Source organism: Pseudomonas sp. PIC25 (genome assembly GCF_002286785.1).
Lineage (GTDB): Bacteria > Pseudomonadota > Gammaproteobacteria > Pseudomonadales > Pseudomonadaceae > Pseudomonas_M.
The window spans coordinates 1-23,997 of sequence record NZ_MUJY01000171.1 but is presented as its reverse complement, the minus strand read 5'-3'; the positions used below and the strand labels follow the sequence as shown (position 1 = coordinate 23,997).

General features: G+C 63.9%; 31 protein-coding genes. 16 read left to right on the top strand and 15 right to left on the bottom strand.

Annotation, left to right across the window (positions count from 1 at the left end; translation table 11 throughout):
* Position 1 precedes the first annotated feature (1 nt).
* Together BZL41_RS22115 and BZL41_RS22110 are read left to right on the top strand one after the other, a co-directional pair.
* Entirely contained in the window at positions 2 to 2,068 is a 2,067-nt protein-coding gene (locus tag BZL41_RS22115; RefSeq protein ID WP_095601273.1) for a bifunctional diguanylate cyclase/phosphodiesterase, read from the top strand.
* Between the two features lie 213 nt (positions 2,069 to 2,281).
* Positions 2,282 to 2,557 (top strand): DUF3509 domain-containing protein, encoded by a 276-nt coding sequence (locus BZL41_RS22110; protein WP_095601272.1) that lies wholly within the window; start codon positions 2,282 to 2,284, stop codon positions 2,555 to 2,557.
* 44 nt (positions 2,558 to 2,601) lie between these two features.
* Here the strand turns inward: BZL41_RS22110 and BZL41_RS22105 are convergent, their stop codons facing one another.
* The 4 genes from BZL41_RS22105 to BZL41_RS22090 all read right to left on the bottom strand — a co-directional run bounded on the left by BZL41_RS22105 (position 2,602) and on the right by BZL41_RS22090 (position 7,039).
* Positions 2,602 to 3,717 carry a dihydrolipoamide acetyltransferase family protein gene (locus BZL41_RS22105; RefSeq protein ID WP_095601271.1) on the bottom strand — a complete coding sequence of 372 codons (1,116 nt, stop codon included), beginning with the start codon at positions 3,715 to 3,717 and terminating at the stop codon, positions 2,602 to 2,604.
* Positions 3,718 to 3,825: 108 nt separating this feature from the next.
* Complete coding sequence (locus BZL41_RS22100; RefSeq protein WP_095601270.1) at positions 3,826 to 4,809, bottom strand: alpha-ketoacid dehydrogenase subunit beta; 984 nt, start codon at positions 4,807 to 4,809, stop codon at positions 3,826 to 3,828.
* Entirely contained in the window at positions 4,802 to 5,893 is a 1,092-nt protein-coding gene (gene pdhA, locus BZL41_RS22095) for a pyruvate dehydrogenase (acetyl-transferring) E1 component subunit alpha (protein ID WP_095601269.1), read from the bottom strand. Before pdhA ends, BZL41_RS22100 begins: the two co-directional genes overlap by 8 nt.
* 120 nt (positions 5,894 to 6,013) lie before the next feature.
* Positions 6,014 to 7,039 (bottom strand): Glu/Leu/Phe/Val dehydrogenase dimerization domain-containing protein, encoded by a 1,026-nt coding sequence (locus tag BZL41_RS22090; protein ID WP_084335647.1) that lies wholly within the window; start codon positions 7,037 to 7,039, stop codon positions 6,014 to 6,016.
* A 132-nt stretch (positions 7,040 to 7,171) separates the two neighbouring features.
* On the opposite strand from BZL41_RS22090, the gene BZL41_RS22085 reads away from it, so the two are divergent.
* A complete protein-coding gene (locus tag BZL41_RS22085) occupies positions 7,172 to 7,975 on the top strand; it encodes a SirB1 family protein (RefSeq protein ID WP_095601268.1) in 804 nt (267 codons plus the stop codon).
* 185 nt (positions 7,976 to 8,160) lie between these two features.
* Here BZL41_RS22085 and BZL41_RS22080 read toward each other — a convergent pair whose 3' ends face one another.
* From BZL41_RS22080 to BZL41_RS22045, 8 genes are all read right to left on the bottom strand, one after another.
* Positions 8,161 to 8,928, bottom strand: coding sequence for a crotonase/enoyl-CoA hydratase family protein (locus BZL41_RS22080; protein WP_095601267.1), 768 nt, complete (start codon positions 8,926 to 8,928; stop codon positions 8,161 to 8,163).
* Between the two features lie 287 nt (positions 8,929 to 9,215).
* Positions 9,216 to 10,127, bottom strand: coding sequence for an SDR family oxidoreductase (locus BZL41_RS22075; protein ID WP_095601266.1), 912 nt, complete (start codon positions 10,125 to 10,127; stop codon positions 9,216 to 9,218).
* Between the two features lie 108 nt (positions 10,128 to 10,235).
* Positions 10,236 to 10,763, bottom strand: a complete 528-nt coding sequence (locus BZL41_RS22070) for a DUF1569 domain-containing protein (RefSeq protein ID WP_095601265.1) — start codon at positions 10,761 to 10,763, stop codon at positions 10,236 to 10,238.
* Positions 10,742 to 11,647 (bottom strand): alpha/beta fold hydrolase, encoded by a 906-nt coding sequence (locus tag BZL41_RS22065; RefSeq protein WP_095601264.1) that lies wholly within the window; start codon positions 11,645 to 11,647, stop codon positions 10,742 to 10,744. Before BZL41_RS22065 ends, BZL41_RS22070 begins: the two co-directional genes overlap by 22 nt.
* Entirely contained in the window at positions 11,647 to 12,429 is a 783-nt protein-coding gene (locus BZL41_RS22060) for a class II aldolase/adducin family protein (RefSeq protein ID WP_095601263.1), read from the bottom strand. Before BZL41_RS22060 ends, BZL41_RS22065 begins: the two co-directional genes overlap by 1 nt.
* Positions 12,430 to 12,547: 118 nt before the next feature.
* Positions 12,548 to 14,272 carry a type III effector HrpK domain-containing protein gene (locus BZL41_RS22055; protein WP_168191056.1) on the bottom strand — a complete coding sequence of 575 codons (1,725 nt, stop codon included), beginning with the start codon at positions 14,270 to 14,272 and terminating at the stop codon, positions 12,548 to 12,550.
* A 96-nt stretch (positions 14,273 to 14,368) separates the two neighbouring features.
* Positions 14,369 to 14,827, bottom strand: coding sequence for a cupin domain-containing protein (locus BZL41_RS22050; RefSeq protein ID WP_095601261.1), 459 nt, complete (start codon positions 14,825 to 14,827; stop codon positions 14,369 to 14,371).
* Positions 14,827 to 15,279, bottom strand: coding sequence for a flavodoxin (locus tag BZL41_RS22045; protein ID WP_095601260.1), 453 nt, complete (start codon positions 15,277 to 15,279; stop codon positions 14,827 to 14,829). The genes BZL41_RS22050 and BZL41_RS22045 overlap by 1 nt, the downstream gene beginning before the upstream one ends.
* A gap of 90 nt (positions 15,280 to 15,369) precedes the next feature.
* On the opposite strand from BZL41_RS22045, the gene BZL41_RS22040 reads away from it, so the two are divergent.
* Both BZL41_RS22040 and BZL41_RS22035 read left to right on the top strand, forming a co-directional pair.
* Positions 15,370 to 15,810, top strand: a complete 441-nt coding sequence (locus BZL41_RS22040) for a PAS domain-containing protein (RefSeq protein WP_095601259.1) — start codon at positions 15,370 to 15,372, stop codon at positions 15,808 to 15,810.
* A 65-nt stretch (positions 15,811 to 15,875) separates the two neighbouring features.
* Positions 15,876 to 16,478, top strand: coding sequence for a hypothetical protein (locus tag BZL41_RS22035; RefSeq protein ID WP_095601258.1), 603 nt, complete (start codon positions 15,876 to 15,878; stop codon positions 16,476 to 16,478).
* A gap of 15 nt (positions 16,479 to 16,493) precedes the next feature.
* Here BZL41_RS22035 and BZL41_RS22030 read toward each other — a convergent pair whose 3' ends face one another.
* On the bottom strand, positions 16,494 to 17,444 hold the full coding sequence (locus tag BZL41_RS22030) for a MerR family transcriptional regulator (protein WP_095601257.1): 951 nt from the start codon (positions 17,442 to 17,444) through the stop codon (positions 16,494 to 16,496).
* A 301-nt stretch (positions 17,445 to 17,745) separates the two neighbouring features.
* Here BZL41_RS22030 and BZL41_RS22025 point away from each other — a divergent pair, with 301 nt between their 5' ends.
* The 7 genes from BZL41_RS22025 (at position 17,746) to BZL41_RS21995 (ending at position 21,855) form a co-directional block, all read left to right on the top strand.
* Complete coding sequence (locus BZL41_RS22025; RefSeq protein WP_095601256.1) at positions 17,746 to 18,315, top strand: antibiotic biosynthesis monooxygenase; 570 nt, start codon at positions 17,746 to 17,748, stop codon at positions 18,313 to 18,315.
* 298 nt (positions 18,316 to 18,613) lie between these two features.
* On the top strand, positions 18,614 to 19,324 hold the full coding sequence (folM, locus tag BZL41_RS22020; RefSeq protein ID WP_095601255.1) for a dihydromonapterin reductase: 711 nt from the start codon (positions 18,614 to 18,616) through the stop codon (positions 19,322 to 19,324).
* Positions 19,325 to 19,346: 22 nt separating this feature from the next.
* Positions 19,347 to 19,907: a GTP cyclohydrolase I FolE gene (gene folE / locus BZL41_RS22015; protein ID WP_084335632.1), complete on the top strand. Its 561-nt coding sequence runs from the start codon at positions 19,347 to 19,349 to the stop codon at positions 19,905 to 19,907.
* Between the two features lie 2 nt (positions 19,908 to 19,909).
* Positions 19,910 to 20,296 (top strand): dihydroneopterin triphosphate 2'-epimerase, encoded by a 387-nt coding sequence (folX, locus tag BZL41_RS22010; protein ID WP_095601254.1) that lies wholly within the window; start codon positions 19,910 to 19,912, stop codon positions 20,294 to 20,296.
* A gap of 188 nt (positions 20,297 to 20,484) precedes the next feature.
* Positions 20,485 to 20,778, top strand: coding sequence for a DUF1244 domain-containing protein (locus BZL41_RS22005; RefSeq protein WP_095601297.1), 294 nt, complete (start codon positions 20,485 to 20,487; stop codon positions 20,776 to 20,778).
* Positions 20,775 to 21,113: a HopJ type III effector protein gene (locus tag BZL41_RS22000; protein WP_095601253.1), complete on the top strand. Its 339-nt coding sequence runs from the start codon at positions 20,775 to 20,777 to the stop codon at positions 21,111 to 21,113. The genes BZL41_RS22005 and BZL41_RS22000 overlap by 4 nt, the downstream gene beginning before the upstream one ends.
* A gap of 157 nt (positions 21,114 to 21,270) precedes the next feature.
* Entirely contained in the window at positions 21,271 to 21,855 is a 585-nt protein-coding gene (locus tag BZL41_RS21995) for a putative glycolipid-binding domain-containing protein (RefSeq protein WP_095601252.1), read from the top strand.
* A 47-nt stretch (positions 21,856 to 21,902) separates the two neighbouring features.
* Here the strand turns inward: BZL41_RS21995 and BZL41_RS28685 are convergent, their stop codons facing one another.
* Entirely contained in the window at positions 21,903 to 22,046 is a 144-nt protein-coding gene (locus tag BZL41_RS28685) for a hypothetical protein (RefSeq protein ID WP_168191055.1), read from the bottom strand.
* A gap of 411 nt (positions 22,047 to 22,457) precedes the next feature.
* Between BZL41_RS28685 and BZL41_RS29525 the strand changes: the two genes are divergently transcribed.
* From BZL41_RS29525 to BZL41_RS21990, 3 genes are read left to right on the top strand one after another with little or no spacing between them, the layout of a single operon-like run.
* The gene (locus BZL41_RS29525; RefSeq protein WP_143518143.1) at positions 22,458 to 22,619 is read left to right on the top strand and encodes a polymorphic toxin type 47 domain-containing protein; all 162 of its coding nucleotides are present in this window, start codon (positions 22,458 to 22,460) and stop codon (positions 22,617 to 22,619) included.
* A 14-nt stretch (positions 22,620 to 22,633) separates the two neighbouring features.
* Positions 22,634 to 22,834, top strand: coding sequence for a polymorphic toxin type 47 domain-containing protein (locus BZL41_RS29520; protein WP_143518141.1), 201 nt, complete (start codon positions 22,634 to 22,636; stop codon positions 22,832 to 22,834).
* 5 nt (positions 22,835 to 22,839) lie between these two features.
* Positions 22,840 to 23,274 carry a hypothetical protein gene (locus BZL41_RS21990; RefSeq protein ID WP_218224601.1) on the top strand — a complete coding sequence of 145 codons (435 nt, stop codon included), beginning with the start codon at positions 22,840 to 22,842 and terminating at the stop codon, positions 23,272 to 23,274.
* Between the two features lie 102 nt (positions 23,275 to 23,376).
* Here the strand turns inward: BZL41_RS21990 and BZL41_RS29515 are convergent, their stop codons facing one another.
* Entirely contained in the window at positions 23,377 to 23,508 is a 132-nt protein-coding gene (locus BZL41_RS29515) for a sigma factor-like helix-turn-helix DNA-binding protein (RefSeq protein WP_143518142.1), read from the bottom strand.
* Between the two features lie 397 nt (positions 23,509 to 23,905).
* Here BZL41_RS29515 and BZL41_RS21975 point away from each other — a divergent pair.
* Positions 23,906 to 23,997: helix-turn-helix domain-containing protein (locus BZL41_RS21975; protein WP_143518140.1), on the top strand; the 92-nt coding region annotated here is incomplete at its 3' end.

The following is a 23,997-nucleotide window of genomic DNA, read 5'->3' as shown; positions in this document are numbered from 1 at the left end:
ATTGAAGCTGGACCAGAGAAACAGCCTGTCCTTGAAGTTGCTCCGCGTGGTGCTGCTGTCCGCGCTGGCTGTCGGGGTCGTACTGAGCTGCGCGCAGATCGTCTTCGATGTCTACAAGACGCGCCAGGCCGTGGCCAACGATGCACAACGTATCCTCGGCATGTTCCGCGATCCGTCGACCCAGGCGGTCTACAGCCTCGACAGGGAAATGGGCATGCAGGTCATCGAGGGCCTGTTCCAGCATGAATCCGTGCGCTTCGCCGCCATCGGCCATCCCAGCGAGCCCATGCTGGCGGAACGCTCACGCGATTTGTTGGACCTGCCGACCCGCGTCCTCACCGACCGCATCCTCGGCAAGGAAAAGAGCTTCACCACCCAACTGGTCGGCCGCGGTCCGTACAGCGAATACTACGGCGACCTCACCATCACCCTGGACACCGCGCCCTACGGCGAGGATTTCGTCGCCAGCTCGGTAATCATCTTCGTCTCCGGCGTACTGCGCGCCCTGGCCATGGGCCTGGTGCTGTACCTGGTCTACCACCTGATGCTGACCAAGCCGCTGTCGAAGATCATCGAGCACCTGACCAACATCAACCCCGACCGCCCCAGCGAACACAAGCTGCCCATGCTCAAGGGCCACGAAAAGAACGAGCTGGGCCTGTGGATCAACACGGCCAACCAGTTGCTCGCCTCCATCGAGCGCAACAGTCACCTGCGCCGCGAAGCGGAAGACAGCCTGCTGCGCATGTCGCAGTACGACTTCCTCACCGGCCTGCCGAATCGCCAGCAATTGCAGCAGCAGCTCGGCCAGATTCTCGACGATGCTGGCCGTTTGCAGCGTCGCGTGGCCGTACTGTGCGTCGGCCTGGACGACTTCAAGGGCATCAACGAGCAGTTCAGCTACCAGCTCGGCGACCAACTGCTGCTGGCCCTGGCCGACCGCCTGCGCAGCCACAGCGGCCGCCTCGGCGCCCTCGCCCGCCTCGGCGGCGACCAGTTCGCCCTGGTCCAGGCGAATATCGAGCAGCCCTACGAAGCCGCCGAGCTGGCGCAAAGCATTCTCGACGACCTGGAAACGCCATTCGGCCTCGATCTCCAGGAAGTCCGCCTACGCGCCACCATCGGCATCACGCTGTTCCCCGAAGACGGCGACAGCGCCGAGAAGCTGCTGCAGAAAGCCGAACAGACCATGACCCTGGCCAAGAGCCGCTCGCGCAATCGCTACCAGTTCTACATCGCCAGCGTCGACAGCGAGATGCGCCGCCGCCGCGAACTGGAAAAAGACCTGCGCGATGCCCTCGGCCGCAATGAACTGCACCTGGTCTATCAACCGCAGGTGGACTACCGCGACCACCATGTCAGCGGTGCCGAAGCGCTGCTGCGCTGGCAGCATCCACAGCATGGCCTGGTTCCGCCGGACCTGTTCATCCCGTTGGCCGAGCAGAACGGCAGTATCATCGCCATCGGCGAATGGGTGCTCGACCAGGCGTGCAAACAACTGCGCGAATGGCACGACCTGGGCTTCACCGAGTTGCGCATGGCGGTCAACCTGTCGACGGTGCAACTGCACCACACCGAACTGCCGCGCGTGGTCAGCAACCTGATGCAGGTCTACCGCCTGCCGCCGCGCAGCCTGGAGCTGGAAGTCACCGAAACCGGCCTGATGGAAGACATTTCCACCGCCGCCCAGCATCTGCTCAGCCTGCGCCGCTCCGGCGCGCTGATCGCCATCGACGACTTCGGCACCGGCTACTCTTCGCTGAGCTACCTGAAGAGCCTGCCGCTGGACAAGATCAAGATCGACAAGGGCTTCGTCCAGGATGTGCTGGAAGACGAAGACGACGCCACCATCGTCCGCGCCATCATCCAGTTAGCCAGAAGCCTGGGCATGCAGGTAATCGCCGAGGGCGTGGAAACCGTCGAGCAGGAGGCCTACATCATCGCCCAGGGCTGCAACGAAGGTCAGGGCTACCTTTACAGCAAACCCCTGCCGGCCCGCGAACTGACCGTATTTCTCAAACAGGCCCGGCGCCTGACGTCGGTCGCGAGCAACCCGGCGACGTTCTGAAGGGCTGCTTCACGCCCACCACCATGCCGCGCCAGAATGGCGCAAACACGTATTCCAGAGCCATTTCCTGCCCCTTCGCGGAGCACCCGGCCACCGTTTGTCGAAACCTTGCGCCAGTGCACAACCGAACAGCGGCAAGTCGCCGCACCGCTTGAACTTTGACCACCTACCATCGGTCAACCCTCGCAGACTCTTCTGATCAGGAATTAACCGATGGACAACCCCTTCAAGCGCATCAGCGATGTTTTCCAGGCCGACTACTTCGTCAACTTCAGCGTCGAGCGGCCCGACGGCAGTATCGTGCTCACTCTGTCCAACGCCAACGGCGTGGCGGTGAAGCGCTTCATCAGCGCCGAGCAACTGCGCGATCCGGAGAAGCTCGAGCGCTTCATCATGAGCGTCCGCTTCGGCCTGGCGATCGAGAATGGCGAGGCTTCCCCGGCCCTGCTGGCCTCGATGACCCAGGCCCGCGACGCGGTCCACGCCTGACCCCGGGCACGACGCGAGTTCGCGCCGCGCCCGGAACCCGGCCGCTAAGCCGCGCTTTCCGGCTCTTCCAGCGCCCGCACCAGTGCCTTGAGGAAGCGTGCCGCCTCGCCCCCGGTCACCGCCCGGTGATCGAAGGTCAGCGAGAGCGGCAGGATCGGGTGGACCACCACCTCGCCGTTCATCGCCACCGGTTCGTCACGGATGCCTCCCGCACCGAGGATCGCCACCTGCGGCGGCACCACCACGGGGTTGGCATAGCGCCCGAACAGGATGCCGAAGTTGGACAGGGTGATGGTCGCCCCCATCATTTCCTGCGGCGGAATGGAGCGCGCCTGGACATCCGCCCGCAAGCGCGCCATGCCTTGCCGGAGGTCTTCCGCCGAACGCGAACCGACATCGCGCAGCACCGGCACGAACAGGCCGTCCGGCGTATCCACGGCGATGCCCAAGTCCACCTTCTCGTGGGTCCGGATCGACAGGCTGCGGCCATCGAACCAACTGTTCAGCACCGGCTCCACCTGGATCGCCGCGGCGATCGCCTTGCCCAGGCGGATCAGCGGATCGCGCGCTTCCTTCCAGCGATACAGGTCGGCATCGGCATAGATGCTCACCGGCACCACTTCGGCATGGGACCTGGCCATGTTGATCGCCATGCTGCGCCGCACGCCGCGCAACCTCTCGCCGCCGAAGCGATCGCTGGACTGCCTGGCCGCCGCCTCCACGTCGCTTCGGGTGATCAAGCCGGCCGGCCCGGAACCGCTCAGCCCACTCAGTTCCACGCCCATCTGGCGGGCCAACTGGCGCACCGCCGGGGTGGCCCGCGGCGCCAAGTGCTCGCGAGTGGAAGGCGCTGCGCCGACGAAGAAGCTGTCCTGCTGGACTCCCTCGCCGCCCTCCAGCCGCCCCACCACGGTGCCGGCATCACCTTCGCCCTCGTAGGCCATCAACGGCTCGCCCACATGGAGGATGTCGCCTTCGTTGCCGAAAGTCTTCGCCACCAAGCCATCGTGCGGAGCGGGAATGTCCACCAGCGCCTTGGCCGTCTCCACCGACACCAGTAGCTGATCGGCCTTCACCGTGTCGCCGGCCTTGACGTGCCACTCGACGATCTCGGCTTCCTGCAACCCTTCGCCCAGATCGGGCAGTTTGAAATATTTCATATTCGTCTCCTCACGCCTGTCCCGGCCCGCTGACGGTGCCCGGCACAGGAAAGAACCTGTTCGACCGCGCCGCCCCGATCGCTCCCGGAGCAAGCGGTCCCTGCTCGATCACGCGTAGTTCAGCACCGTGTCGCACGCGGCCAGGATGTCGTCCGGCCCGGGCATGTAGAGCTGTTCCAGGCGGTACAGCGGCGGCGGGATGTCCGGCGCGGTGACCCGCTGGATCGGCGCCTGCAGATCGAGCAGCGCGCGTTCGTAGAGGCTGGCGGCGATCTCCGCGCCCACCGCGCAGCTCTTCGGCGCCTCATGCACGATCACGCAACGGCCGGTCTTGCGTACCGACGCCTCCAGGGTATCGAGGTCGAGCGGCTTGACGCAGGCGACGTCGATCACCTCCGCCGACACGCCACGCTCGGCCAGTTGCGTGGCCGCCTGCAGCGTCTCGTGGATGCTCGCGCCCCAACTGATGAGCGTCAGGTCGCTGCCTTCGCGCAGGGTGAAGCAAGTATCCAGCGGCAGGCGCTTGCCATCGTCGGCGACAACCTGGGGGTTCATCCGGTAGAGCCGGGTGGGTTCGAGGAAGATCACCGGATCGGGATCGTCGATGGCCGCCAGCAGCAACCCGTAGGCCCGCGCCGGCGAGGACGGGATGACCACGCGCACGCCGGGAATCTGGGCAAACATCGCCTCGGTGCTTTCGCTGTGATGCTCCGGTGCGCGGATACCGGCGCCCATCGGCGTGCGCAGCACCAGCGGGCAGGTCAGGCGGCCACGGGTGCGGTTGCGCAGGCGGCTGGCATGGGAAACGAGCTGCTCCATGGCCGCGTAGATGAAGCCCATGAACTGAATCTCCATCACCGGCTTGAGGCCCTGGGCGGCCATGCCCACCGCGAGGCCGCCGATCATGGTTTCGGCCAGCGGCGTGTCGATGACCCGCTTGAAGCCGAAGGTCTCGCGCAGGCCGAGGGTGGCACGGAACACCCCGCCATTGACCCCCACGTCCTCGCCGAGCACCACCACGTTCTCGTCTTCGGCCATGGCCCGGTGCAGGGCCAGGTTGACCGCTTCGAGCAGGCTGATCTTGTCACTCATGGCGCTCACCTCCCCGTCGTGCGGCGCGCTCCAGCAGCATTTCGCGCTGATCCGCCAGCACCGCCGGCCATTGCGCGTAGACATGCTCGAACACCGATTCCACCGGTTGGATACCAGCGGCTTCGAAGGCGTCCACCGAGGCCTGCACCTCGGCCTGGCATTCGGCGACCAGGGCCTGCTCGCGCCCCTCGTCCCATACTCCCTGGCTGGCGAGGAAGGTCTGCAAGCGCTTGATCGGTTCTTCCTGCCAGGCCTGTTTGACCTCCTCGGCCGGGCGGTAGCGGGTGGCATCGTCGGCAGTGGTGTGGTCGCCCAGGCGGTAGCTGATGCACTCCAGCAGCACCGGCCCCTTGCCGTGGCGGGCGCGCTCCAGGGCGACGCGCATGCGGTCGTACACCGCGAGAATGTCGTTGCCGTCGACCTGCTCACCGTGGAAGCCGGCGCCAATCGCCTTCTGCGCCAGGGTCGGCGCGCCGCACTGGATACGCCGTGGCACCGAGATCGCCCACTGGTTGTTATTGACCACGAAGACCACCGGCAACTGCCAGGCCCCGGCTACGTTCAGCGCTTCGAGGAAGTCGCCCTTGCTGGTGGCGCCGTCGCCGCAGGTGGTCACGGCGACCCGATGCTCGCCGCGGATCTTGAACGCACTGGCCACACCGCAGGCATGCAGGGCCTGGGTAGCGATCGGCACGCACAGCGGGAAATCCTCGCGCACCGCTGGGTCGACGTAGGCGCTGCCGCGCTCGTCGCCGCCCCAGTAGAGGAGGATTTCCTCCATCTTCACGCCGCGCATCAGTTGCACGGCAGTGTCGCGGTAATAGGGAATCAGCACGTCTTCGGGGTGCATCAGGCTGCCGATGGCGACGCCGATGGCTTCTTGCCCGAGGGTCGGCGCGTAGGTGCCGATCCGTCCGGTGCGCTGCAGCGCCACCGCCTTCTGGTCGAACAGGCGGGTCAGCACCATCTGCCGGTAGAGTCGGGTGAGCAGGTTGAAGTCATCGGCCCAGGCCGGGAGATCGCCGGTCAGGCGTCCGTCGGGGGCCAGATACCTCGTGTAGGGAAGGTCGATCTTGTTAGGCATTGCTTCACTCCTCGGCGCCTTGTGGGCGCGTGGTTCAGTCCGCCGCTTGTGGCAGCGGGTCCGAAGGGAGCGGGCAGCCGGTCACGCCGCCCGCTTCCGCCCTTCCAGCCGGAAGGAAAATTAGCCCTCGCCATAGAGCAGGCGCTCGGCCAGGGCATCGGCGACCCGCGCCGGCGACCGCTTGTCGGCCTGGGCGTGGGCGTAGATTTCGGTCAGGCGCAGGCCGATCCGCGACAGGTGCGCGGTGATCGCCGGCAGCGCGTCGCCGCGGTGGCGCAGCGCCACGTAGATCAGCCCACCGGAATTGATCACGTAGTCCGGTGCGTAGAGGATGCCGCGCGCTTCCAGCTCATCGGCGATCTCGGCACTGGCCAACTGGTTGTTCGCCGCCCCGGCCACCGCCGCGCAACGCAGCTGGCCGACGGTCTCCGCGTTGAGAATGCCACCCAGCCCGCACGGGGCGAGGATGTCGCAAGGGGTGGTGAGCAGCGCCTCGCTGGCCACCGGGCGCGCGCCGAGCTGCTCCACCGCGAGTTGCACGCGGCCGGGGTCGAGGTCGCTGACCAGCAGGTCGGCACCGGCAACCGCCAACTGCTCGGCCAACGCATAACCAACGTGACCGAGCCCCTGCACGGCGACCCGCAGCCCTTCCAGGTCATCGCTGCCGAGGCGTGCCTGCGCCGTGGCGCGGATGCCGGCGAACACGCCCATGGCCGTGTGCGGCGACGGATCGCCCTCGGCGGTGGTACTGGTCACGTGGCGGGTGTGCTGGGCGATGCAATCCATGTCGGCGCTGGAGGTGCCGCTGTCCACCGCGGTGATGTAGCGCCCGTTGAGGGTTTCGATGAAGCGCCCGAAGGCCTCGAACAGCGCACCCCGGTTATCCACATGCGACGGGCGGATGATCACCGCCTTGCCACCGCCATGCTCGATGCCGGCCAGGGCGGCCTTGTAGCTCATGCCCTGGGCCAGGCGGATGGCGTCGCGCAGGGCGCTGACGTGATCGGGATAGGCGAGATAGCGGCAACCGCCGAGCGCCGGGCCGAAGCGGGTGTTGTGTATGGCGATGATGGCCTTGAGGCCCGTGGCGGGGTCCTGGGCGAGATGCAGTGCCTCGAGCCGGGCGGCTTCCATCATGGCAAACATGGCTGGGGCTCCCTTGCTTGTCGTTATCAGGAGTATAGGCGGAGCCTCCGGCCTCGCCCGACGAAGCGGCGGGTGCAGCACTGGACGAAATTTGAGCAGGCGACTACAAACGAAGAGCCAGTGGAGAAACCGATGAACCCACGCCAAGCCTGCCTGACCTGCCTCGAACGAGATCCGCCGGACACCTTCGAAGCGGCCCTGTGGATCGCCGCCGAACACGACGATGCGCTGCGCCCGGCACAGGTGCTGCGCGAGTTCGCCGGCCTGCAGCAACTGCTCGCCGCCGGCCTGCCCAACCTGCCGGTCCGCGAGCTGGCGCAACCGCTGTTGCGCCAGCTCAACGCCCTGGACTTTCACGAAGACGAGGACAGCCCGCTGCGCCCGCAGGCCGCCCTGCTGCACCGGGTCCTGCAACGGCGCCGGGGGCAACCGTTGTCGCTGGCGCTGATTGCCCTGGAGCTGGCGCGGCGGCTGGAGATTCCCCTGGTTGGAGTGAACTTTCCCGGCCACTTCCTGCTGCGCGTGCCGGGTGCCGATCACCTGCTCGACCCGTGCGGCGGGCGTCGCCTGTACACCCGCGACTGCCGCGAACTGCTGGCCCGCCAATATGGCCCGCGCGCGGAGCTGGACGCCTCCCACCTGCGTACCTGCGGCGAGCGCGAACTGATCCAGCGGCTCTCCCGCAACCTGCGCCAATTGCATCTGCATGCCGAGGATTACCTGGCAGCGCTGAAGGACGCCGAGCGGGTCCTGCAACTCGGTCCGCCCAGCGTTGCCGACCACTTGGCCCGCGCCGATCTCTACCGGCATCTGGACTGTCCACAGGCCGAACGCTTCGACCTGGAACGCGCCTTGTTGCTCTGCGACGACGATACCCAGCGTCTCACCCTCAGCCAGCGCCTGCACAAGCTCCAGCGTGCGCCGGCGCTGCATTGAGGTTGGCCTCCGTCCCGGCTGACCTCTTGGGGGAATAAATTCGCCCCTACAAGGCAGTGATCTGTAGCCCGGATGAGCCCAGGCGAAATCCGGGGGCAAACGCTTCGCCAGCAGAGCTGGCTCCTACGAAAGCAGGCCCGGTGTGGTACTCGATCCGTGGGAGCGAATTCATTCGAGAAAATTCGTCAAAACTTCCCGTGTCGCCCCTGTCCCTCTGCGAAACGCCGGGCGCCGGTTTCGGTTTCGCCGCTTTCGATCACTGCCATGCCGCCGCGGAATTCGTTGCGCAGCGCCTCATCGAACGGCAATTCCCACTGCGCATACACACTGGCCCGGTCGGCCAGCAGGCAGCGCTGGGGAAAGGCAGCGATCTGCGCAGCCAGGGCTTCGGCCTCCTGCCGCGCCTCGCCCTGGGGCACCACGCGATTGGCCAACCCCATGCGCAGAGCCTCGTCGGCACCCACCGGGCGTCCGGTGAGGATCAGGTCCAGCGCCCGGCCCTGGCCGACGATGCGCGGCAGGCGCAGCGTGCCTCCGTCGATCAGCGGCACGCCGAAGCGCCGGCAGAACACCCCGAGCACCGCATCTTCGGCCAGCACCCGCAGATCGGCCAGCAACGCCAATTCCAGTCCACCCGCCACGGCATAGCCTTCGATGGCGGCAATCAGCGGCTTGGACAACTGCATGCGGCTCGGCCCCATAGGCCCGTCTCCGTCCGGTTCCAGGCGATTGCGCCGCTCACCGCCCTCGGCCACCGCCGTCAGGTCGGCACCGGCGCAGAAGGTCCCGCCGGCGCCGGTGAGCACCGCCACCCGGGCCTCCTCGTCCGCCTCGAAGTCCCGCAGCGCTGCCGCCAACGCCTCCGCAGTGGGCCGGTCGACGGCATTGCGCACCGCCGGGCGATCGATGATCAGGGTGATGACCGGGCCGTTCTTTTCGATGCGGATGCTCATGGGAACTCCTGAAAGAATGGACGAATGGGTTTATGGGGATGCTGCGCATCCCTTGGCGAATGAATTCGCCTCTACAAAACCGGCTTTTTCGTAGGAGCGAGCGCTGCTGGCGAAGCTCCCAACCGATTCGCGAGCAGAACTCGCTCCTACAAAGCACAGGACCGAAACGCCTGCAGAGCGATTCATTCGCCCATGAAAAAGGCCGGCAATGCTGCCGGCCTTCAACATAGTGCGTCTCGATGCGGTTGTTCAGTCCGTTGGCCGAATCCGCACCGGGACTGGCGGGATCAGAGGGTGTACTTCTGCAGATTCGCCATCATTTCCTTCAGCGCCTCGACGTTGTCCGCCGGGTGCGCCGCGCCCTCGAAGTCGCAGATGCGCTGCCAGTTGGCCGCCACGTCTTCCGGGCTGAACCCCTGGCGCGGGTCGAAACCGACGCCCAGGCTGCGCTCCCAGCGCACCTTGCCGACCCAGCCGCCGCCGACTTCGAACAGGCCGGAGGTTTCCTGGCACTGCTCGCTGCCGAGGTAAACCACCAGCGGGCTGACCAGTTCGGGCTTGAGCTGCTCGAACACCTGCGGCGGGATCAGCCCCTCGGTCATGCGGGTGCCGCCGGTGGGGGCGATGGCGTTGACCAGGATGTTGTTCTTGCGCCCTTCGATGGCCAGGGTGCGGGTCAGGCCGTAGAGGCCGAGCTTGGCCATGCCGTAGTTGGACTGGCCGAAGTTGCCGTAGATACCGGAGGTGGACGAGGTGAAGATCACCCGCCCGTAGCCCTGCTCGCGCAGGTGCGGCCAGGCCGCGCGAGTCACCTTGTAGGCGCCCTCGACGTGGACCTTGTAGACCAGGTCCCAGTCGGTGTCTTCCATCTTGTGGAAGGTCTTGTCGCGGAGAATGCCGGCGTTGTTCACCACCACGTCGACGCGGCCAAACTGGTCCAGCGCGCACTGGACGATCTTCTCGCCGTCGGTCACCGAGTCGTGGTTGGCCACGGCGGTGCCGCCGGCCTCGCGAATTTCCGCCACCACGCGGTCGGCCGCTGAGGCGTTGGCGCCTTCGCCATGGGTGCTGCCGCCCAGGTCGTTGACCACCACTTTGGCGCCATGCCGGGCGAACAGCAGCGCGTGAGCGCGGCCGAGACCGCCGCCGGCACCGGTGACTATCACTACTTTGTCGTCGAAGCGTACGGCATCACTCATGAAGCGGACTCCTGGCAGATTAGGCAGGCTTCGAGTGTCGAACAGCCGTCAGCCGGTCACAACGAAGACGGGTTGCGCTGAATGGTGCTCGATAAGGGACAGGGATGATCAAGCCGGACGAATCAGGCTCAAGTGGTTGTACAGGTGCAGTACGTGGGCCTGAGCGTAGTCGTCGTGATCGAGCACACCGTAGGCGAAGTGCGGTTGCAGCGCGCCGGTGTGCGCGGCGAAACGATCGAACGCGGCTTGCAGGCGTTGCAGTGCGGCATCCTGGCCGATCGGCTCGGCCAACGGAGCGGCCCCCGGGATGGCTTCCTGCAAAGGGTGACGCATCGCGCCACGGGCGCTGAACATCGCGAAGACCGCCGGACCGATGCTGTGGCGGAACCAGGCCGGTTTCAATTCGGGGTAGCCGTCCAGTGAGAACTCGATACTCTGGGCGCAATGGTTGAAGACCTCGGCCGGGCTCCAGCCCGCCACGCTGACCAGTGCACGACCGACCAGCCCATCCAGCACCCGCCGCGCGCCCTCCAGGCTGACCGGTGCCGGCGCCGTACCACCCAGCGCCCAGAAGCCGCCGGCCATCGCGGCCACACCGCCCAGCGCAGCCCCTTTCAACAACGTACGTCGGCGCATGCCTGGCTCTCCAATGCTTCGCGAAAATGCAAATAGTGTTCGAGCACCTGTTCCGGCGCCTCGGTCTGGGGGTAGTGGCCGATCCGCTCCAGCAGGACGCAGTCGGGCTCGGGGTTCAGCTCGCGGTAGCGCGCCACCATGTGCGCGCCGGAAATCGGGTCCAGCGCCCCATCGATCACCCGCAGCGGCACGCCGCCGCGCTGCATCGCCGCCACCCAGCGGTCACGCTGCACGCGGCGCTCGGGGATGTAGCGGATCAATCGGTGCATCACCGCCGGACCGTTGCCGGTCTTGATGAGATCGTAGAAATCGTCCAACTCGGCCTCGCCGGGCAGCGTGTCGGGGCCGAAGATGCGGGCGAAGCTTGCCGCCAGCTTGCGCCGCGAGAACAGCCGGCCGACCAGCGGACCGAGCGGCCCCAGCAATAGCTTCTGGACCCGCACCGGGTAATGCGTCTCGGGAAACAGGCCACCGTTGAGAAACACGCAGCTCGCCAGTTCGAACCGTCCTTCCTGGTGTCGCGCCAGCAACTCCTGGGCGACGCTGTCGCCATAGTCGTGGGCGAGCACGTGCACCGGTTCCCGGACATCCAGGTGAACCAGCAGCGCCTGCTGCAGGTCGGCCTGTTCCAGCAGGCGGTAGTCGTGCCCACGCGGCTTGGCCGAGTCGCCGAAGCCGAGCATGTCGCAGGCGATGACCCGGTAGCGCGCCGCCAGCGGTTCCCAGATGCGGTGCCAATCCCAGCTGGCGGTGGGGAAGCCATGGATCAGCAGCAACGGTTCGCCTTCTCCAGCCTGCCAATAACGAATGTGCTGGCCGCCAAAGCTGAAGTCCTGCCCCCTCGCCCGCCACTCGGCCAGGGGAATGCCGGTCAGCGCCGGCATCAGCTGCGGTATCCCGTGTCCTGCTGGTCCAGCTTGCGCAACAGGGCCGGCCAGGCCAGCTTGCCGCCCAACCCCTCGGCACTGCGGGTAACCCCGGCGGCCATGGCCTTGGCGCCGGCGAGGATCTGCGGCGGAATGCTCACCAGCTCGGCGCCGCCGCTCTGGGCCATGACCTGGATTTCGCAGGCACGCTGGAAGATGAACATCATCAGGAAGGTGTCCTGGATGGTCGGCGCGCAGGTCATCAGGCCGTGGTTGCGCAGGACCATGAAGTTGGTCGCGCCGAGGTCGGCTTGCAGGCGCGCCTTTTCTTCGTGATTCAGGGCCACGCCTTCGTAGTCGTGATAGCTCAGGCTGGAGAGAACGAACAGCGACTGCTGGCTGATCGGCAAGACGCCCTGCTTCTGCGCCGCCACCGCGACCCCGGCGGCGGTGTGGGTATGCAGGACGCAAGCGACGTCATGGCGCACCTCGTGCACGGCACTGTGGATGGTGTAGCCGGCCGGGTTGATCTCGTAGGGGCTGTCCATCAGCTTGTTGCCCGCCTGATCGACCTTCACCAGGCTGGACGCGGTGATCTCGTGGAACATCAGCCCATAAGGGTTGATCAGGAAGTCCTCGGTGCCGGGCACCTTGGCCGAGATGTGAGTGAAAATCAGGTCGTCCCAACCGTGCAGGGCCACCAGGCGGTAGCAGGCGGCCAAGTCGACCCGGGTCTGCCATTCGACGGCGGATACCTGATCCTTGACGTTCGGTTGAGACAGGGCGTGGGCTGTGGACACGGTGTCACCTCGGCATCTTGTTGTGGGTGTGCCGAGGAGTCTAGCGAGCCGACGCCAGGACGGTAGTTGCCCTGGCAGCCAGGATAATGGCCCAGCGGGTCAGCCGGGCCTTTCCGTGTCATTTGGGCTTGGGAATGCCGAACTGCTCCAGCGTCGGGTTCACGGTGCGGCTGAAAGCCTTGCGCTCCTTGCGCTCCTTCACCGCGTTGACGATCTCGCCGATGCCCATGCCGATCGCCATGATGCCGCTCACCGCCCAGCCCACCGGTCCCGCCGCAGCGCCGATGGCGGAAGCCGCCGCCGCACCCGCCGCCTCGCCAGCGATAGCGCCGACCACACGCCCTCCGACGGCTGCGGCGATGCGTCCACCCAGGCCAACGGCCACTTTTCCGCCCTGGCGTGTGAAGCTGTCGGAGCCGAAATTCAGCACCCGATGAACGGTATCCGCCGTAACCTTCAGCGTCTCTTTGCCCTCGTCGATCGGGCCTGCTCTTTTATCGGAGCCCGCCCCATTCGGGGCATGCAGTCCCGGTCCGCCATCGACCGTGCCCTTCGCGACCAGCTTGGCCAGGCGCGGGTCGCCATTGACGATGGACGTCGCCTGCTCGTCGAGGTTGAGCATCAAGAAGGACTGCACGTCGGGGTCGTTCTGCAACTGGGCGATCCGTTCCGCCAACGCTTCCTCGGTCTCGCGCGTGTCGCGAATGCCGCGTCCGGCCATGACCTGCTCCTGGGTCTGTTGCAGCTTGACCAGGACCGCCGCCTTCTGCTCGCCGGTGTAGCTGCCCGGATGCTCGAAAACGTCGCCGTTCAATCGGCTGGTATCCACCTTGGAGACGGCGCCGATGGTGGCGGCATCGAACAAGGTGCTGGCGAAATCATCACTGTTGGACGGTGCCTTGTCCTCGATCCATTTCATGATGTCCTTGCTGTTCGATTGCCCGTCCGGCCCCTTCTTCGCCAGCTTCTTGCCGCTGGCGGCGCCGCGGTCGAGCAGATCGAACATGCCGGGCTGGGACCAGGTGGTCGCAGCATTGCGCAGCACATCCGACAGCCCCTCGTTCTCCTGCAATGCCGTCAACCCGGCGGTGCTGATGCAACCGTTGACCTTGCGCTGGTTCGCCGCCCCCTGGGCGCTGGCCGGATCGGCCGCCTGGGTCAGCGGTTCGTTGGCCAGCAGCAGCGCGGCGGAACGCACCAGTTGCTTCGAGGCCGGGTCCGCATCCGGATGCTCCTTCTCGTATTTGCGCAGCGTCTTGCCGGCGTCATTGAGCCGGTCGTCCATGTGATTCGCAAACGCCTTGAGGTCTTTGTGGGTGATCTTGCCGTCGGCCCGGCCACCGTCCTTACCGACATCCACTGCCGTCTTCAACGATGGGTTGTCGTTGATGAAAGCCCAGGCTTTCTCCGCATCGGGCCCGCCTTCCGCGGCGATCCGCGCCGCTGCAATGGGGCGGTTCAGCTCCTTGGCGGCGGCCTCCCGCTCGGCGGGCGGCAGGTCGCCCAGCAGCGCTTCCCACTTCTTCAACTGCTCGGGCGAACTGTGGGGCGAATTGTCGAGAAAATCGTAGCGTCCCTCTTCTCGTACCGGCTCGCTGGCCAAGACCACCGGCGACGGCACGGAGGGCTCCGGCTTGGCCGAGGGCAGCAGGCGGTCGAGCAGGGAGGTGTTCTTTCCGCCAGCCGGCACGCGCGGCTCAGGACAGGAACTCGGCGCGGGACCGAACTCGATGCCCGTCGGCGAGACGGGCGGCCTGGCCTGCGGACGGGTGCTCGGTTCCGGTTGGGAATGAACGTCGAAAGCACCATAGGAATGACAGGCATCGGAAACGCGTAGGACCATGATGTGCTCTCTCGAATCCCGGACAGGACAACGGTTATTGGAAATCGGCTCGAGAGATGAGTGGAACCGTTTGCAAAACGGTTCCATGAACCTGCTTTAAAGAAACGCCTTGTCCAGCGCCGCCCACTCGCGCTGCGCCTGCTCGTCCTCGGCCAGCAGGCGGAAGCCGGAGAAATCGAACCCCGGCGACACCGTGCAGCCCACCAGGCTGTAATCGCCCAGCGGACGCGCCGCCTGCCAGGCATGGGCCGGCACCAGCCGTTGCGGCAAGCAATCCGGCCCTACCGGGCCGAGCCGCTCGCGGCGGGTCGCATCAGGAGTCGTGGCGATCAGCAGCTCCAGCGGTGCCCCCTCGTAGAAATGCCAGAGTTCGTCCGCGTCGACCCGATGCCAACGCCCGCACACGCCGGCCGGCAGCAGGAAGAAGATTGCCGTACAGCAGGGACGACCGTTGGCGAGGGTGCTGCTGGAATGGAAGACCCGGCGATAGAAGCCGCCCTCGGGGTGCGGCAGCAGCTCCAGCTCGCGGATCAGCTCGGCGGCGCGCGGGTGCATCAGACGCGCAACGCGTTGCCGAAACCGATGAGCCAAGGCTCGGCGTCGGTTTCCGGGGTCACGGTTTCGCTGGCATCCAGGCGCAGCATGTCCACCACCTCGCGGATGCCTAGTTCGGCATACAGCTCACGCACCTGCTCGCCACCGGCGCAGAAGGTGTCGCCGTAGCTGGAGTCGCCCAGGGCGATCACACCGCCGGGCAATCCATGCCAGGCCGGCAGATGGTCGCGGATGGCGTAGTACAGCGGCTGAAGGTTGTCCGGCAGCTCACCCATGCCGGTGGTCGAGGTCACCACCAGGAAAGCCTCGGGCGCGAAGGCCAGCAGGTCGGCCAGCTCCGCGCGGGGTTTGTGCCAGGCCTCGAAACCGGCGGCCTTGAGCAGGTGCTCGGCGTGCCGGGCGACTTCCTCGGCGGTGCCGTAGACCGAACCGGACAGGATGGCGATTTTCATGGACGCTCCGAAACAGACTGAAAACCCCGGCATTATGCCGCAACTGCCCGACCGTTCTAGAATGCGGCGACAGAGCCCGGGAGCAACACGATGATCAATTCCAAACTGCTGCAACTGGTGGTCGATGCTTCCAACGACGGCATCGTCGTCGCCGAGCGGGAGGGCGACGACCACATCCTGATCTACGCCAACCCCGCCTTCGAACGGCTGACCGGCTACGCGGTGGACGACATCCTTTACCAGGACTGCCGCTTCCTCCAGGGCAACGACCGCGACCAGCCCGGCCTGGCGGCCATTCGCGAAGCCCTGCGCAACCAGCAGGCCTGCCGCCAGGTCATCCGCAACTACCGCAAGGACGGCACGCCGTTCTGGAACGAGCTGTCGATTTCTCCCGTGCTCAACGACAGCGATCAATTGACCTACTACATTGGTATTCAGAAGGACGTGACCGAACAGGTCGAGGCACAGCAGCGCCTTCAGGCTTTGGAGGCCGAACTGGCGGCACTCAGGGCAGAACAGTCGAAAACATGAACCGTTGTTGAAACGAATCGCCGCATCTGCTGTCAAACGAACTCTGACGTACGCGGGTTCGCGATGTGGATACTCCATTACTGACCGAGGATGAACTGGCGTTTATCCAGACGTTGCAAGGCAAATCTTCCGGCTCCAAGGGATTGCCGGGCTCCAGCCTTTTGCTCGATGGCAGCGTCCAGGCCGAAGCGCTGATCGCACGCCTGGCCAAACAGGGCCAACTGACCCTCGAAGCGGATTTCCACAGCCAGCACCTGACCTTCCCCCTGCGCCTCGTGCAGGACGAATTCCAGACCCCGCATCTGGAAATCGAAGCCCCCGAAATATTCGAACAAGGCCCTACGCTCCGCCCCTGGCGCCTGCGCTTGCCGGAACCGGTCGCCCTGGTCGACGAACACGGAGCGGAAACCGCCCTCTGGGTGCATGAGCTGTCGCCGAATGGCGCACTGATCGAAGTCCGCGACCAGAAAGACACGCCGGAACTGTTCGCCCTCTGGCTGCCGCTACCGGAACAGGACCCCATCGCCCTGCTCGGCGCCCGGGTACGCAAGACCGAGCGCCAACTGGTCGCCTATCGCCTGACCATGGGCCACCCCGGCCACGGCGACCGCCTGCGCCAATACATCTTCCAGCAGCATCGCCTGCTGCATCCACTCCTGCACAAATGAGCTGAGCCGAAAGCCTCAGGTATCCAGGTGGCCCGCCAGGAACTGCTGCAGACGCCGCCGCATCAGGCGCCCTTCGCTCCCTAGGCAACCGACCGTGGAACCTACCAGGCTGTCCTGCGCCAGGTCCGCGGCATCACCCGCCAGCAATAATGGGCAATTCAACCCCAACGCCAGTTTGTCCAGTTGCCGAGGCAAGTCGGCGGCCGGGGGCTGGTTGGAAAACAGAACCAGAGCCTGGGGCTGGGTCTTTTCACAGATGAGGGTCAGTTCCGCCAACGGCTGCCCGAGGCCGAGCAGCATAGGCGCCAGTTCCGGGCCACTGAGCAACAGGCCGGCCACCAGCAACTCCAGCTCCCGACAGTGGCCGGGGATCGCCGCCAGCAGCACCCGCTCCGCCCCTGGCTCACGCGCCAGTTGCAGGCGTTGCAGCACCCGGCCACGCAGGAAGCTGTCCAGGAACAACCACTCACTGGTCTGCCCAAACGCTTCCTGGCTCACCAGCATTTCCTGCCAGAGCGGCATCAGGATGTCTTGGAACACCACTGGCAATGGGTAGCTGGAAAACACCTGGCCATAGAGGCGATCCAATTCGGCTTCGTCGAACTGCCCCACGGCCCGGCGCACGCGCGCCTGCCACGCCTCCCACTCGCCCACCGCCGGCGCCTGCCCCACTGGCGAGCAGGCCGCCTTGGCCTGCTCGCTGCGGGCGAGGATCTTGCCGACCTTACTCACCGCCACGCCGCGCTCAATCCAGCCAAGAATGCTACGCACCGCCTCGACGTCCGCCAGGGAGTACAGGCGATGCCCGCTGTCGGTGCGAATGGGCTGGATCAACCCGTAGCGCCGCTCCCAGGCGCGCAGGGTGACCGGGTTGACCCCGGTAAGGCGCGAGACTTCACGAATGGGAAACAGCTCCTCCTGCTTGAGGTCGCCGGAAACCAGAGACGAAGCCGTAAATTCGGTCATGGCAGTAGAGCCTTGGAAAGGTGCTCGCATTGTAAGCCCAGCCGCCGCCCGGCACACCCTTCACCACCGGCTCCGCCTGGCGATCCGCGCCGCAAAGACGCACACCAATGGTGCAACGCCGAATACGCTTCACAATTCATAAACGAAACCCGTAGCACCCAGTACCCGTCAACCCTGGGCTCTGGCTTATTCGGCCGATTCGGGAATAATCCTTGCCTCGATTTTCTCGCAGCCCACCACCCCGGCGCTGCGATCCGCGTCCGCCTATCCGGCGGCACGCCAAGACCGATGGAGATACACAATGTCTACCGAACCCGTCACCCTCATGGTGGCGCGCCGCGTGGCCCGTGGCCGCTACCAGGATTTCAGCGCCTGGCTGCGCGAAGGCGAGCAACTCGCTGCCGACTTCCCCGGCTACCTCGGCTCCGGCGTCCTGGCGCCACCACCGGACGACGACGAATTCCAGATCGTCTTCCGCTTCGCCGATGAGCAAACCCTCGATGCCTGGGAACACTCCGCCTCCCGCCGTGCCTGGCTCGAACGCGGCACGGGCCTGTTCGCTCAACCCCACGAGCACCGTGCCGTCGGCCTCGATGCCTGGTTCGGCGCCAGCGACAAGCGCCCACCTCGCTGGAAGCAGAGCATTGCGATCTGGCTGGCTTTCTTCCCGGTCTCGCTGGCCTTTAACCTGCTCTTCGGCAGCACCCTCAACGAATGGCCGCTGATCGTCCGGGTCCTGCTCAGCACGCTGGTACTGACCCCGCTGATGACCTACCTGTTCATCCCCTTGTCGACTCGCCTGCTCGCCCCCTGGCTGCAGAGCGACCGATCCCGCCGCCTCCTGCGTGCCGGCCTGCAGGCGATCCGCTGAGCGCCCTTGTCCGCCCTGTCGTGGGCGGGCACAGCACATCAGCGAACAAACCCTATACAAATCAAGATGTATGTATAGGAATTTATTAGCAAAACGCCTTTATTCAACTAAGCCGCCCTTGAAACCCTCGAAAAACAAGGGTCCCCGCACCTCTCTGTCTTATACACACAGTCCGCATGGTTGTACAAAGCCATCGGCTGGTATAACGTCCCCTTCGGTTCAGCCGGCGCACGTCTGACTCGTCAGGTACCCGGACGCCGCGTCGCTGAACCGTCCCGAACAGCCGAAGCGAGTGCCCATGCGCGCATCCCCCTCCCCCATCCTGATCACCGGCGCCGGTCAGCGGGTTGGCCTGCATTGCGCCGAGCGCCTGCTCGATGACGGCGAATCGCTGATCGTGACCTACCGCAGCGAGCGTCCCGGCCTGGCCCGGCTGCGCGAACGGGGCGTCCTGACACTGCGCGCCGACTTCTCCAGCGAAGCCTCGATCCTCGCCTTCATCGCCGAACTGAAGCAGCACACCGATAGCCTGCGCGCCATCGTCCATAACGCCTCGGACTGGCTAAGCGAAACACCCGGCCAGGAGGCCGACGCCTTCCAGCGCATGTTCACCGTGCACATGCTGGCGCCCTACCTGATTAACCTGCACTGCGCCGAACTGCTGGAAAAATCGTCGCCTGCGGACATCGTCCACATCAGCGACGACGTCGCCCGCAAGGGCAGCGCCAACCGCATCGCCTACTGCGCCAGCAAGGCCGGGCTGGACAACCTGACCCTGTCCTTTGCCGCCCGCTTCGCACCGGCGATCAAGGTCAACGGCATCGCCCCGGCCCTGGTGCTGTTCAACGAGAACGACGACGCGGACTACCGCGCCAAGACCCTGGCCAAATCCGCCCTGGGTATCGAACCCGGTGCCGAGGTGATCTACCGGAGCCTGCGCTACCTGCTGGACAACCCTTACGTCACCGGCACCACGCTGACCGTCAACGGCGGCCGCCACCTCAAATGAGGCGGACCGCGAGGAACCTTTCATGAGCGAACAACTGTCTCACCATTACCGTGAGATTCTCCGTGGCCTCGGGGAAAACCCGGAGCGCGAGGGTCTGCTGGATACGCCCAAGCGGGCGGCCAAGGCCATGCAGTACCTTTGCCACGGCTACGGCCAGACGCTGGAGGAGATCGTCAACGGCGCACTCTTCGAGTCCGACAACGACGAAATGGTGATCGTCCGCGAGATCGAGTTGTACTCCCTGTGCGAACACCACCTTCTGCCCTTCATCGGCAAGGCGCACGTGGCCTACATCCCCACCGGCAAGGTGCTCGGCCTGTCCAAGGTGGCGCGCATCGTCGACATGTATGCCCGCCGCCTGCAGATCCAGGAGAACCTCACCCGGCAGATCGCCGAGGCCGTGCAGAGCGTGACCCAGGCCGCGGGCGTGGCGGTGGTGATCGAGGCCAAGCACATGTGCATGATGATGCGTGGCGTGGAGAAGCAGAATTCGGTGATGAGCACTTCCGTGATGCTCGGTGCCTTCCGCGAATCCAGCAACACCCGCCACGAGTTCCTCAAACTGATCGGACGGAGCAACTAGACATGCCACGACTGGAACCGGGCATGGCGCGCATCCGGGTCAAGGACCTGCGCCTGCGCACCTACATCGGCATCAAGGAAGAAGAAATCAACAACAAGCAGGACGTGCTGATCAACCTGACCATCCTCTATCCCGCCATCGAAGCGGTGCGCGACAACGACATCGAGCACGCGCTGAACTACCGCACCATCACCAAGGCGATCATCCAACACGTCGAAGGCAACCGCTTCGCCCTCCTCGAACGCCTGACCCAGGAACTGCTCGACCTGATCATGGAAAACCCGGCGGTACGCTATGCCGAAGTGGAAGTCGACAAACCCCACGCCCTGCGCTTCGCCGAATCGGTTTCCATCACCCTGACCGCCCACCGCGACCCGGAAGACGCATGACATCGCTCGCCCCGGTGAAAAGCTGACTATCGTGAAAAGAGCCTTCCCGTAGGGCGAAGCCATTCGCCCAAGGCACTCGAAGCCGCCCGCCCGGGACACGCTGGTGACGCCCGCGCGAGGCGGAGTATGATCCGCCCCGTCAGGCCGTCCCCACGGGATATCGACCACCGTCAGCCGAGAATTTGATGATGACTCCAGAAGAACGCCTCGAACTCGAAGCCGCCGCTTTTCGCCAACTGGTCCAGCATCTGCGCAGCCGCCCGGACGTGCAGAACATCGACCTGATGAACCTCGCCGGCTTCTGCCGCAACTGTCTCTCCAAGTGGTACAAGGCCGCCGCCGACGATATCGGCGTCGACGTCACCCCGGACCAGGCCCGGGAAGAAATCTACGGCATGCCCTACAGCGAGTGGAAAGCCAAATACCAGAAAGAAGCCAGCCCCGAGCAGCAGGCCGCCTTCGACAAGAGCAGCAAGAAATGACCCTGAACGACTTCCGCGCCCATCTGCGCAGCGACCGGCACCAGTTCGCCGACACCCTGGCCTTCATCGCCGAGCACTACGATTACCAACCCAGCGCCTTCTCCAACGGCCCGGTGGAAAGTGCCGCCGGCCAGAACGAAGGCTCCTGCAAGACCCTCGGCCTCGCCCTGCTGGAACACCTCACCCTGGACGAAGCCCTGCAAGCCTTCGGCGAACACTACCGCGCCGTCCTGGCCACACCCGGCGGCAACGACCACGGCAACATCCGCGCACTGATGGAAACCGGCCTCGCCGGCGTGCGCTTCAGCCAGCCCCCGCTCAGCCGTAAAGCCTGATCTTCTGTTGGCAAAAACTTGCACAGTTGTAAGCAAAAGCTGAAAGACATCACAAAAAGAACCCCTTATCCTTCACACCAGATGACGGAACACCAGGGAAGGTGTCCAGCAAGTGCCCTTCCCATGGACCACGCACCCGCAGTCTGGAGTCGCCTGGATGCAACAGATACTGGTATGGAAACCCTGGACCACGCCCGGCGTGGAGAACCTGCGCCTCAGCCTGGATAGCGAAGGCATTCACGGCAGCAGCCACCTGATGCAGAACCTCAACGGTCACAGCATCGCCGCCACCTACGTCCTCGACTGCGACCCGCGCTGGCGCTTTCGCCGCCTGTGGCTGAAAGCCGACCACCACGGCCCGCGTACCCTCAGCCTGCACCGCGACATCCGCGGCCACTGGTACCAGAACGACGAACCGCGCCCGGACCTCGACGGCTGCCAGCATGTCATCATCCCAGCCTCCCCGTTCACCCACACCCCGGTGCTGCAAAACGCCGCCCTGGAAACCGGCGAAAACCTCGGCCTGCGCGTTGCCCACATCGACCTGCTGACCCTCGAAGTCAAGCCACGCCACCAACGCTACCACTGCCTGCAACGCCGCCCCGGCCAACACCTATACCGCTGCGAAGCCGAAGGTAAACCACCCGTCGAACTCAACTTCGACGACCACGGCCTGCTCACCGCCTGCGCCCATTACGTCCGCCTCAGCGCACGGACATTGATGGTGGATGTGCCGGCCTGATCCGGGTCAGGGAGAGGGCAGGCAACCGCCTCCCTCCCCACGAACGATTACCTCCGCACCCGCTCGAAGGCAGCGTCATACAACCCCGCTGCGTCGTTCAGCAACAGATGAAACGCCGCGAACACCTCGCCGTTATCCAACTGCGGCTCATTGCAGAACAACACCAACGCCAACTGCCGCGCCGCGTTCAAGCGCTCCTGCTTCCGTTGAAGACTGGTATGGCCTTAATCGAGAGGGCTATACCGGGGCTGATTTGGATTACTCAAACAGCTAGCTATTTCCGCCAAGGCTCTATTTATGAAAACCGGATGGTGTACGGTTATACGCCCAGGGGCAAGAGCGTACCCTTGATATCGGCCTTTGATAACGGGCCCTATACCAGTCACCCAGGATGCAGGGGTAGACATAGGTCGCCTAGCTTTAGCTTTCGGAAATGGGCTAGCAGGCACCATCAAGAGAGCTGCTATTGAGGTATTAGATATACCCGCAAGAATCCTGGACATGGGAACAGCCATTGGAATATCTAAATATGGAAATTATGGAATTGTTCTTGAGAATATAAATGCCCGAGGGATTGGGTATTATCAAGCGGGCAGTATAGGATTCACCTCAAAACAAATCCCCAGGCGCCTGGACCCAACTGGGAATTCAACTCAGATAAAGATTTGGATATAAGATATACTGGAACGACTTATCGAGATGCTTTAGATGAGGCATTTAAAAGAATCGGAGTCCCTAAAGGTCAATTCTGGACAACAAGATGACTAAGGATTAGTATGTGAAACCATTCCTGTTGAATATACGGGGACCCAAAGGCGCAAAAGTAAATATGGATGTTCCTAAGTGGAATAATGTGGAGGGCTCAAATATTGGTAATGGCCCGCATCAGCCTCATATAGGTTATCAATCATCAGGAAAAGGTGCCCAGAGAATAAGAGGGCATATCTTTGTTGATATTGTTCCGGCGACTAGGAGGTAGAATAAATGCGCCATGTGGATGAGTTGGCTCAGGTTTGTAGAGAATTGGATTTTAAATTCCAGATTCTATCTTCTGAGGAGGCGAGGATTTATATAGAGGGAATTTTTAATAAATTTAACCCTCAGAGGAGGTCTGGTCATTTGGCGATTGGACGGGAATCATTGTCAATTCCAATTGAAAAATATGAATTCTCGTATTCTTATGTTCTTAAAAATGAGCCAGGTTTTTTATTTTTTGATCAGGAAAATCATAATAAAAATCAGGTCTTTGTGCTTGAGGATGGTAGACAGGTCTGTGCTGTTCTGGAAAGTTCCTATGGTATGGAGTATTTCTTATCCAATGAAGCTGGTGATTATTTGATCGCGGTAAATTGGTACGTTATCGAGTGTGCAGGTGTGGCAAAAAAGTGGATGCTGAAATTGATGAAGGGCTCTGAGTAAAGCGGTCACTAATGAGATGCCTGCTCGGTGGGATGAGTTTTCTTGGTGATGCGCTTGTTGTGGCCGCCTTAAATGTCAGATCTCTGTAGTATTATTATTCGATCAATATGCGCTCGTAAACAACCGTAATCTCCTCAGCCCCTGCCCATGCAGCTGTGACACTCGTGCCTTACTCACTCTCATCAACTCGCTAATCTGCACGAAACTCAACTGTTGATAATAGTGCCCGGTGATGACCTAGCGCTCGCTATCGGTGAGCTGTTCCACTAGGTATGCCAGGGTTTCTGCACCGCTCTGGCGTTCGTAGAGAGTGTGGATGGGGCGTTGTCTGCCAGTTCGGCATCGAGAATGCCCAGCTCCAGAAAGTAGCCGAACGCGAAAAGGGGACCGAAAAGGGGACAGATTTATTTTTCCATTTTAGACCTGGGTCTTCCCTGCCCTTGCAGCTCCACGCGCTGCCCCAAGATCCGTTCCATTTCGTCAATGAAGCGGCCTGCGCCAGTCAACTGCCCCCTCTGCAAAGCTGCACGAATGAGATTGATCTCACTTTCAGGAACAGCTTGCCGCATAAACTCCGGCGGCCGCAAAAACTGAGTGCAACACCTGACCTTTCCGGTACGGTGTTGCCCCTATGTCTTATTCCGAACTCAGCGTCGAAGAGCGCGCCACCATTCAACTCGGTCATGCCCAAGGCTTCAGCCTGCGCAAGATCGCCTGCTTGAT

Bases quoted from the DNA above. Each gene is read 5' to 3' on its own strand.
- BZL41_RS22110 (WP_095601272.1), top strand. From the start codon at position 2,282: ATGGACAACCCCTTCAAGCGCATCAGCGATGTTTTCCAGGCCGACTAC.
- BZL41_RS22105 (WP_095601271.1), bottom strand. From the start codon at position 3,717: ATGAAATATTTCAAACTGCCCGATCTGGGCGAAGGGTTGCAGGAAGCC.
- BZL41_RS22100 (WP_095601270.1), bottom strand. From the start codon at position 4,809: ATGAGTGACAAGATCAGCCTGCTCGAAGCGGTCAACCTGGCCCTGCAC.
- pdhA (WP_095601269.1), bottom strand. From the start codon at position 5,893: ATGCCTAACAAGATCGACCTTCCCTACACGAGGTATCTGGCCCCCGAC.
- BZL41_RS22090 (WP_084335647.1), bottom strand. From the start codon at position 7,039: ATGTTTGCCATGATGGAAGCCGCCCGGCTCGAGGCACTGCATCTCGCC.
- BZL41_RS22085 (WP_095601268.1), top strand. From the start codon at position 7,172: ATGAACCCACGCCAAGCCTGCCTGACCTGCCTCGAACGAGATCCGCCG.
- BZL41_RS22080 (WP_095601267.1), bottom strand. From the start codon at position 8,928: ATGAGCATCCGCATCGAAAAGAACGGCCCGGTCATCACCCTGATCATC.
- BZL41_RS22075 (WP_095601266.1), bottom strand. From the start codon at position 10,127: ATGAGTGATGCCGTACGCTTCGACGACAAAGTAGTGATAGTCACCGGT.
- BZL41_RS22070 (WP_095601265.1), bottom strand. From the start codon at position 10,763: ATGCGCCGACGTACGTTGTTGAAAGGGGCTGCGCTGGGCGGTGTGGCC.
- BZL41_RS22065 (WP_095601264.1), bottom strand. From the start codon at position 11,647: ATGCCGGCGCTGACCGGCATTCCCCTGGCCGAGTGGCGGGCGAGGGGG.
- BZL41_RS22055 (WP_168191056.1), bottom strand. From the start codon at position 14,272: ATGGTCCTACGCGTTTCCGATGCCTGTCATTCCTATGGTGCTTTCGAC.
- BZL41_RS22050 (WP_095601261.1), bottom strand. From the start codon at position 14,827: ATGCACCCGCGCGCCGCCGAGCTGATCCGCGAGCTGGAGCTGCTGCCG.
- BZL41_RS22045 (WP_095601260.1), bottom strand. From the start codon at position 15,279: ATGAAAATCGCCATCCTGTCCGGTTCGGTCTACGGCACCGCCGAGGAA.
- BZL41_RS22040 (WP_095601259.1), top strand. From the start codon at position 15,370: ATGATCAATTCCAAACTGCTGCAACTGGTGGTCGATGCTTCCAACGAC.
- BZL41_RS22030 (WP_095601257.1), bottom strand. From the start codon at position 17,444: ATGACCGAATTTACGGCTTCGTCTCTGGTTTCCGGCGACCTCAAGCAG.
- BZL41_RS22025 (WP_095601256.1), top strand. From the start codon at position 17,746: ATGTCTACCGAACCCGTCACCCTCATGGTGGCGCGCCGCGTGGCCCGT.
- folM (WP_095601255.1), top strand. From the start codon at position 18,614: ATGCGCGCATCCCCCTCCCCCATCCTGATCACCGGCGCCGGTCAGCGG.
- folE (WP_084335632.1), top strand. From the start codon at position 19,347: ATGAGCGAACAACTGTCTCACCATTACCGTGAGATTCTCCGTGGCCTC.
- folX (WP_095601254.1), top strand. From the start codon at position 19,910: ATGCCACGACTGGAACCGGGCATGGCGCGCATCCGGGTCAAGGACCTG.
- BZL41_RS22005 (WP_095601297.1), top strand. From the start codon at position 20,485: ATGACTCCAGAAGAACGCCTCGAACTCGAAGCCGCCGCTTTTCGCCAA.
- BZL41_RS22000 (WP_095601253.1), top strand. From the start codon at position 20,775: ATGACCCTGAACGACTTCCGCGCCCATCTGCGCAGCGACCGGCACCAG.
- BZL41_RS21995 (WP_095601252.1), top strand. From the start codon at position 21,271: ATGCAACAGATACTGGTATGGAAACCCTGGACCACGCCCGGCGTGGAG.
- BZL41_RS21990 (WP_218224601.1), top strand. From the start codon at position 22,840: ATGCGCCATGTGGATGAGTTGGCTCAGGTTTGTAGAGAATTGGATTTT.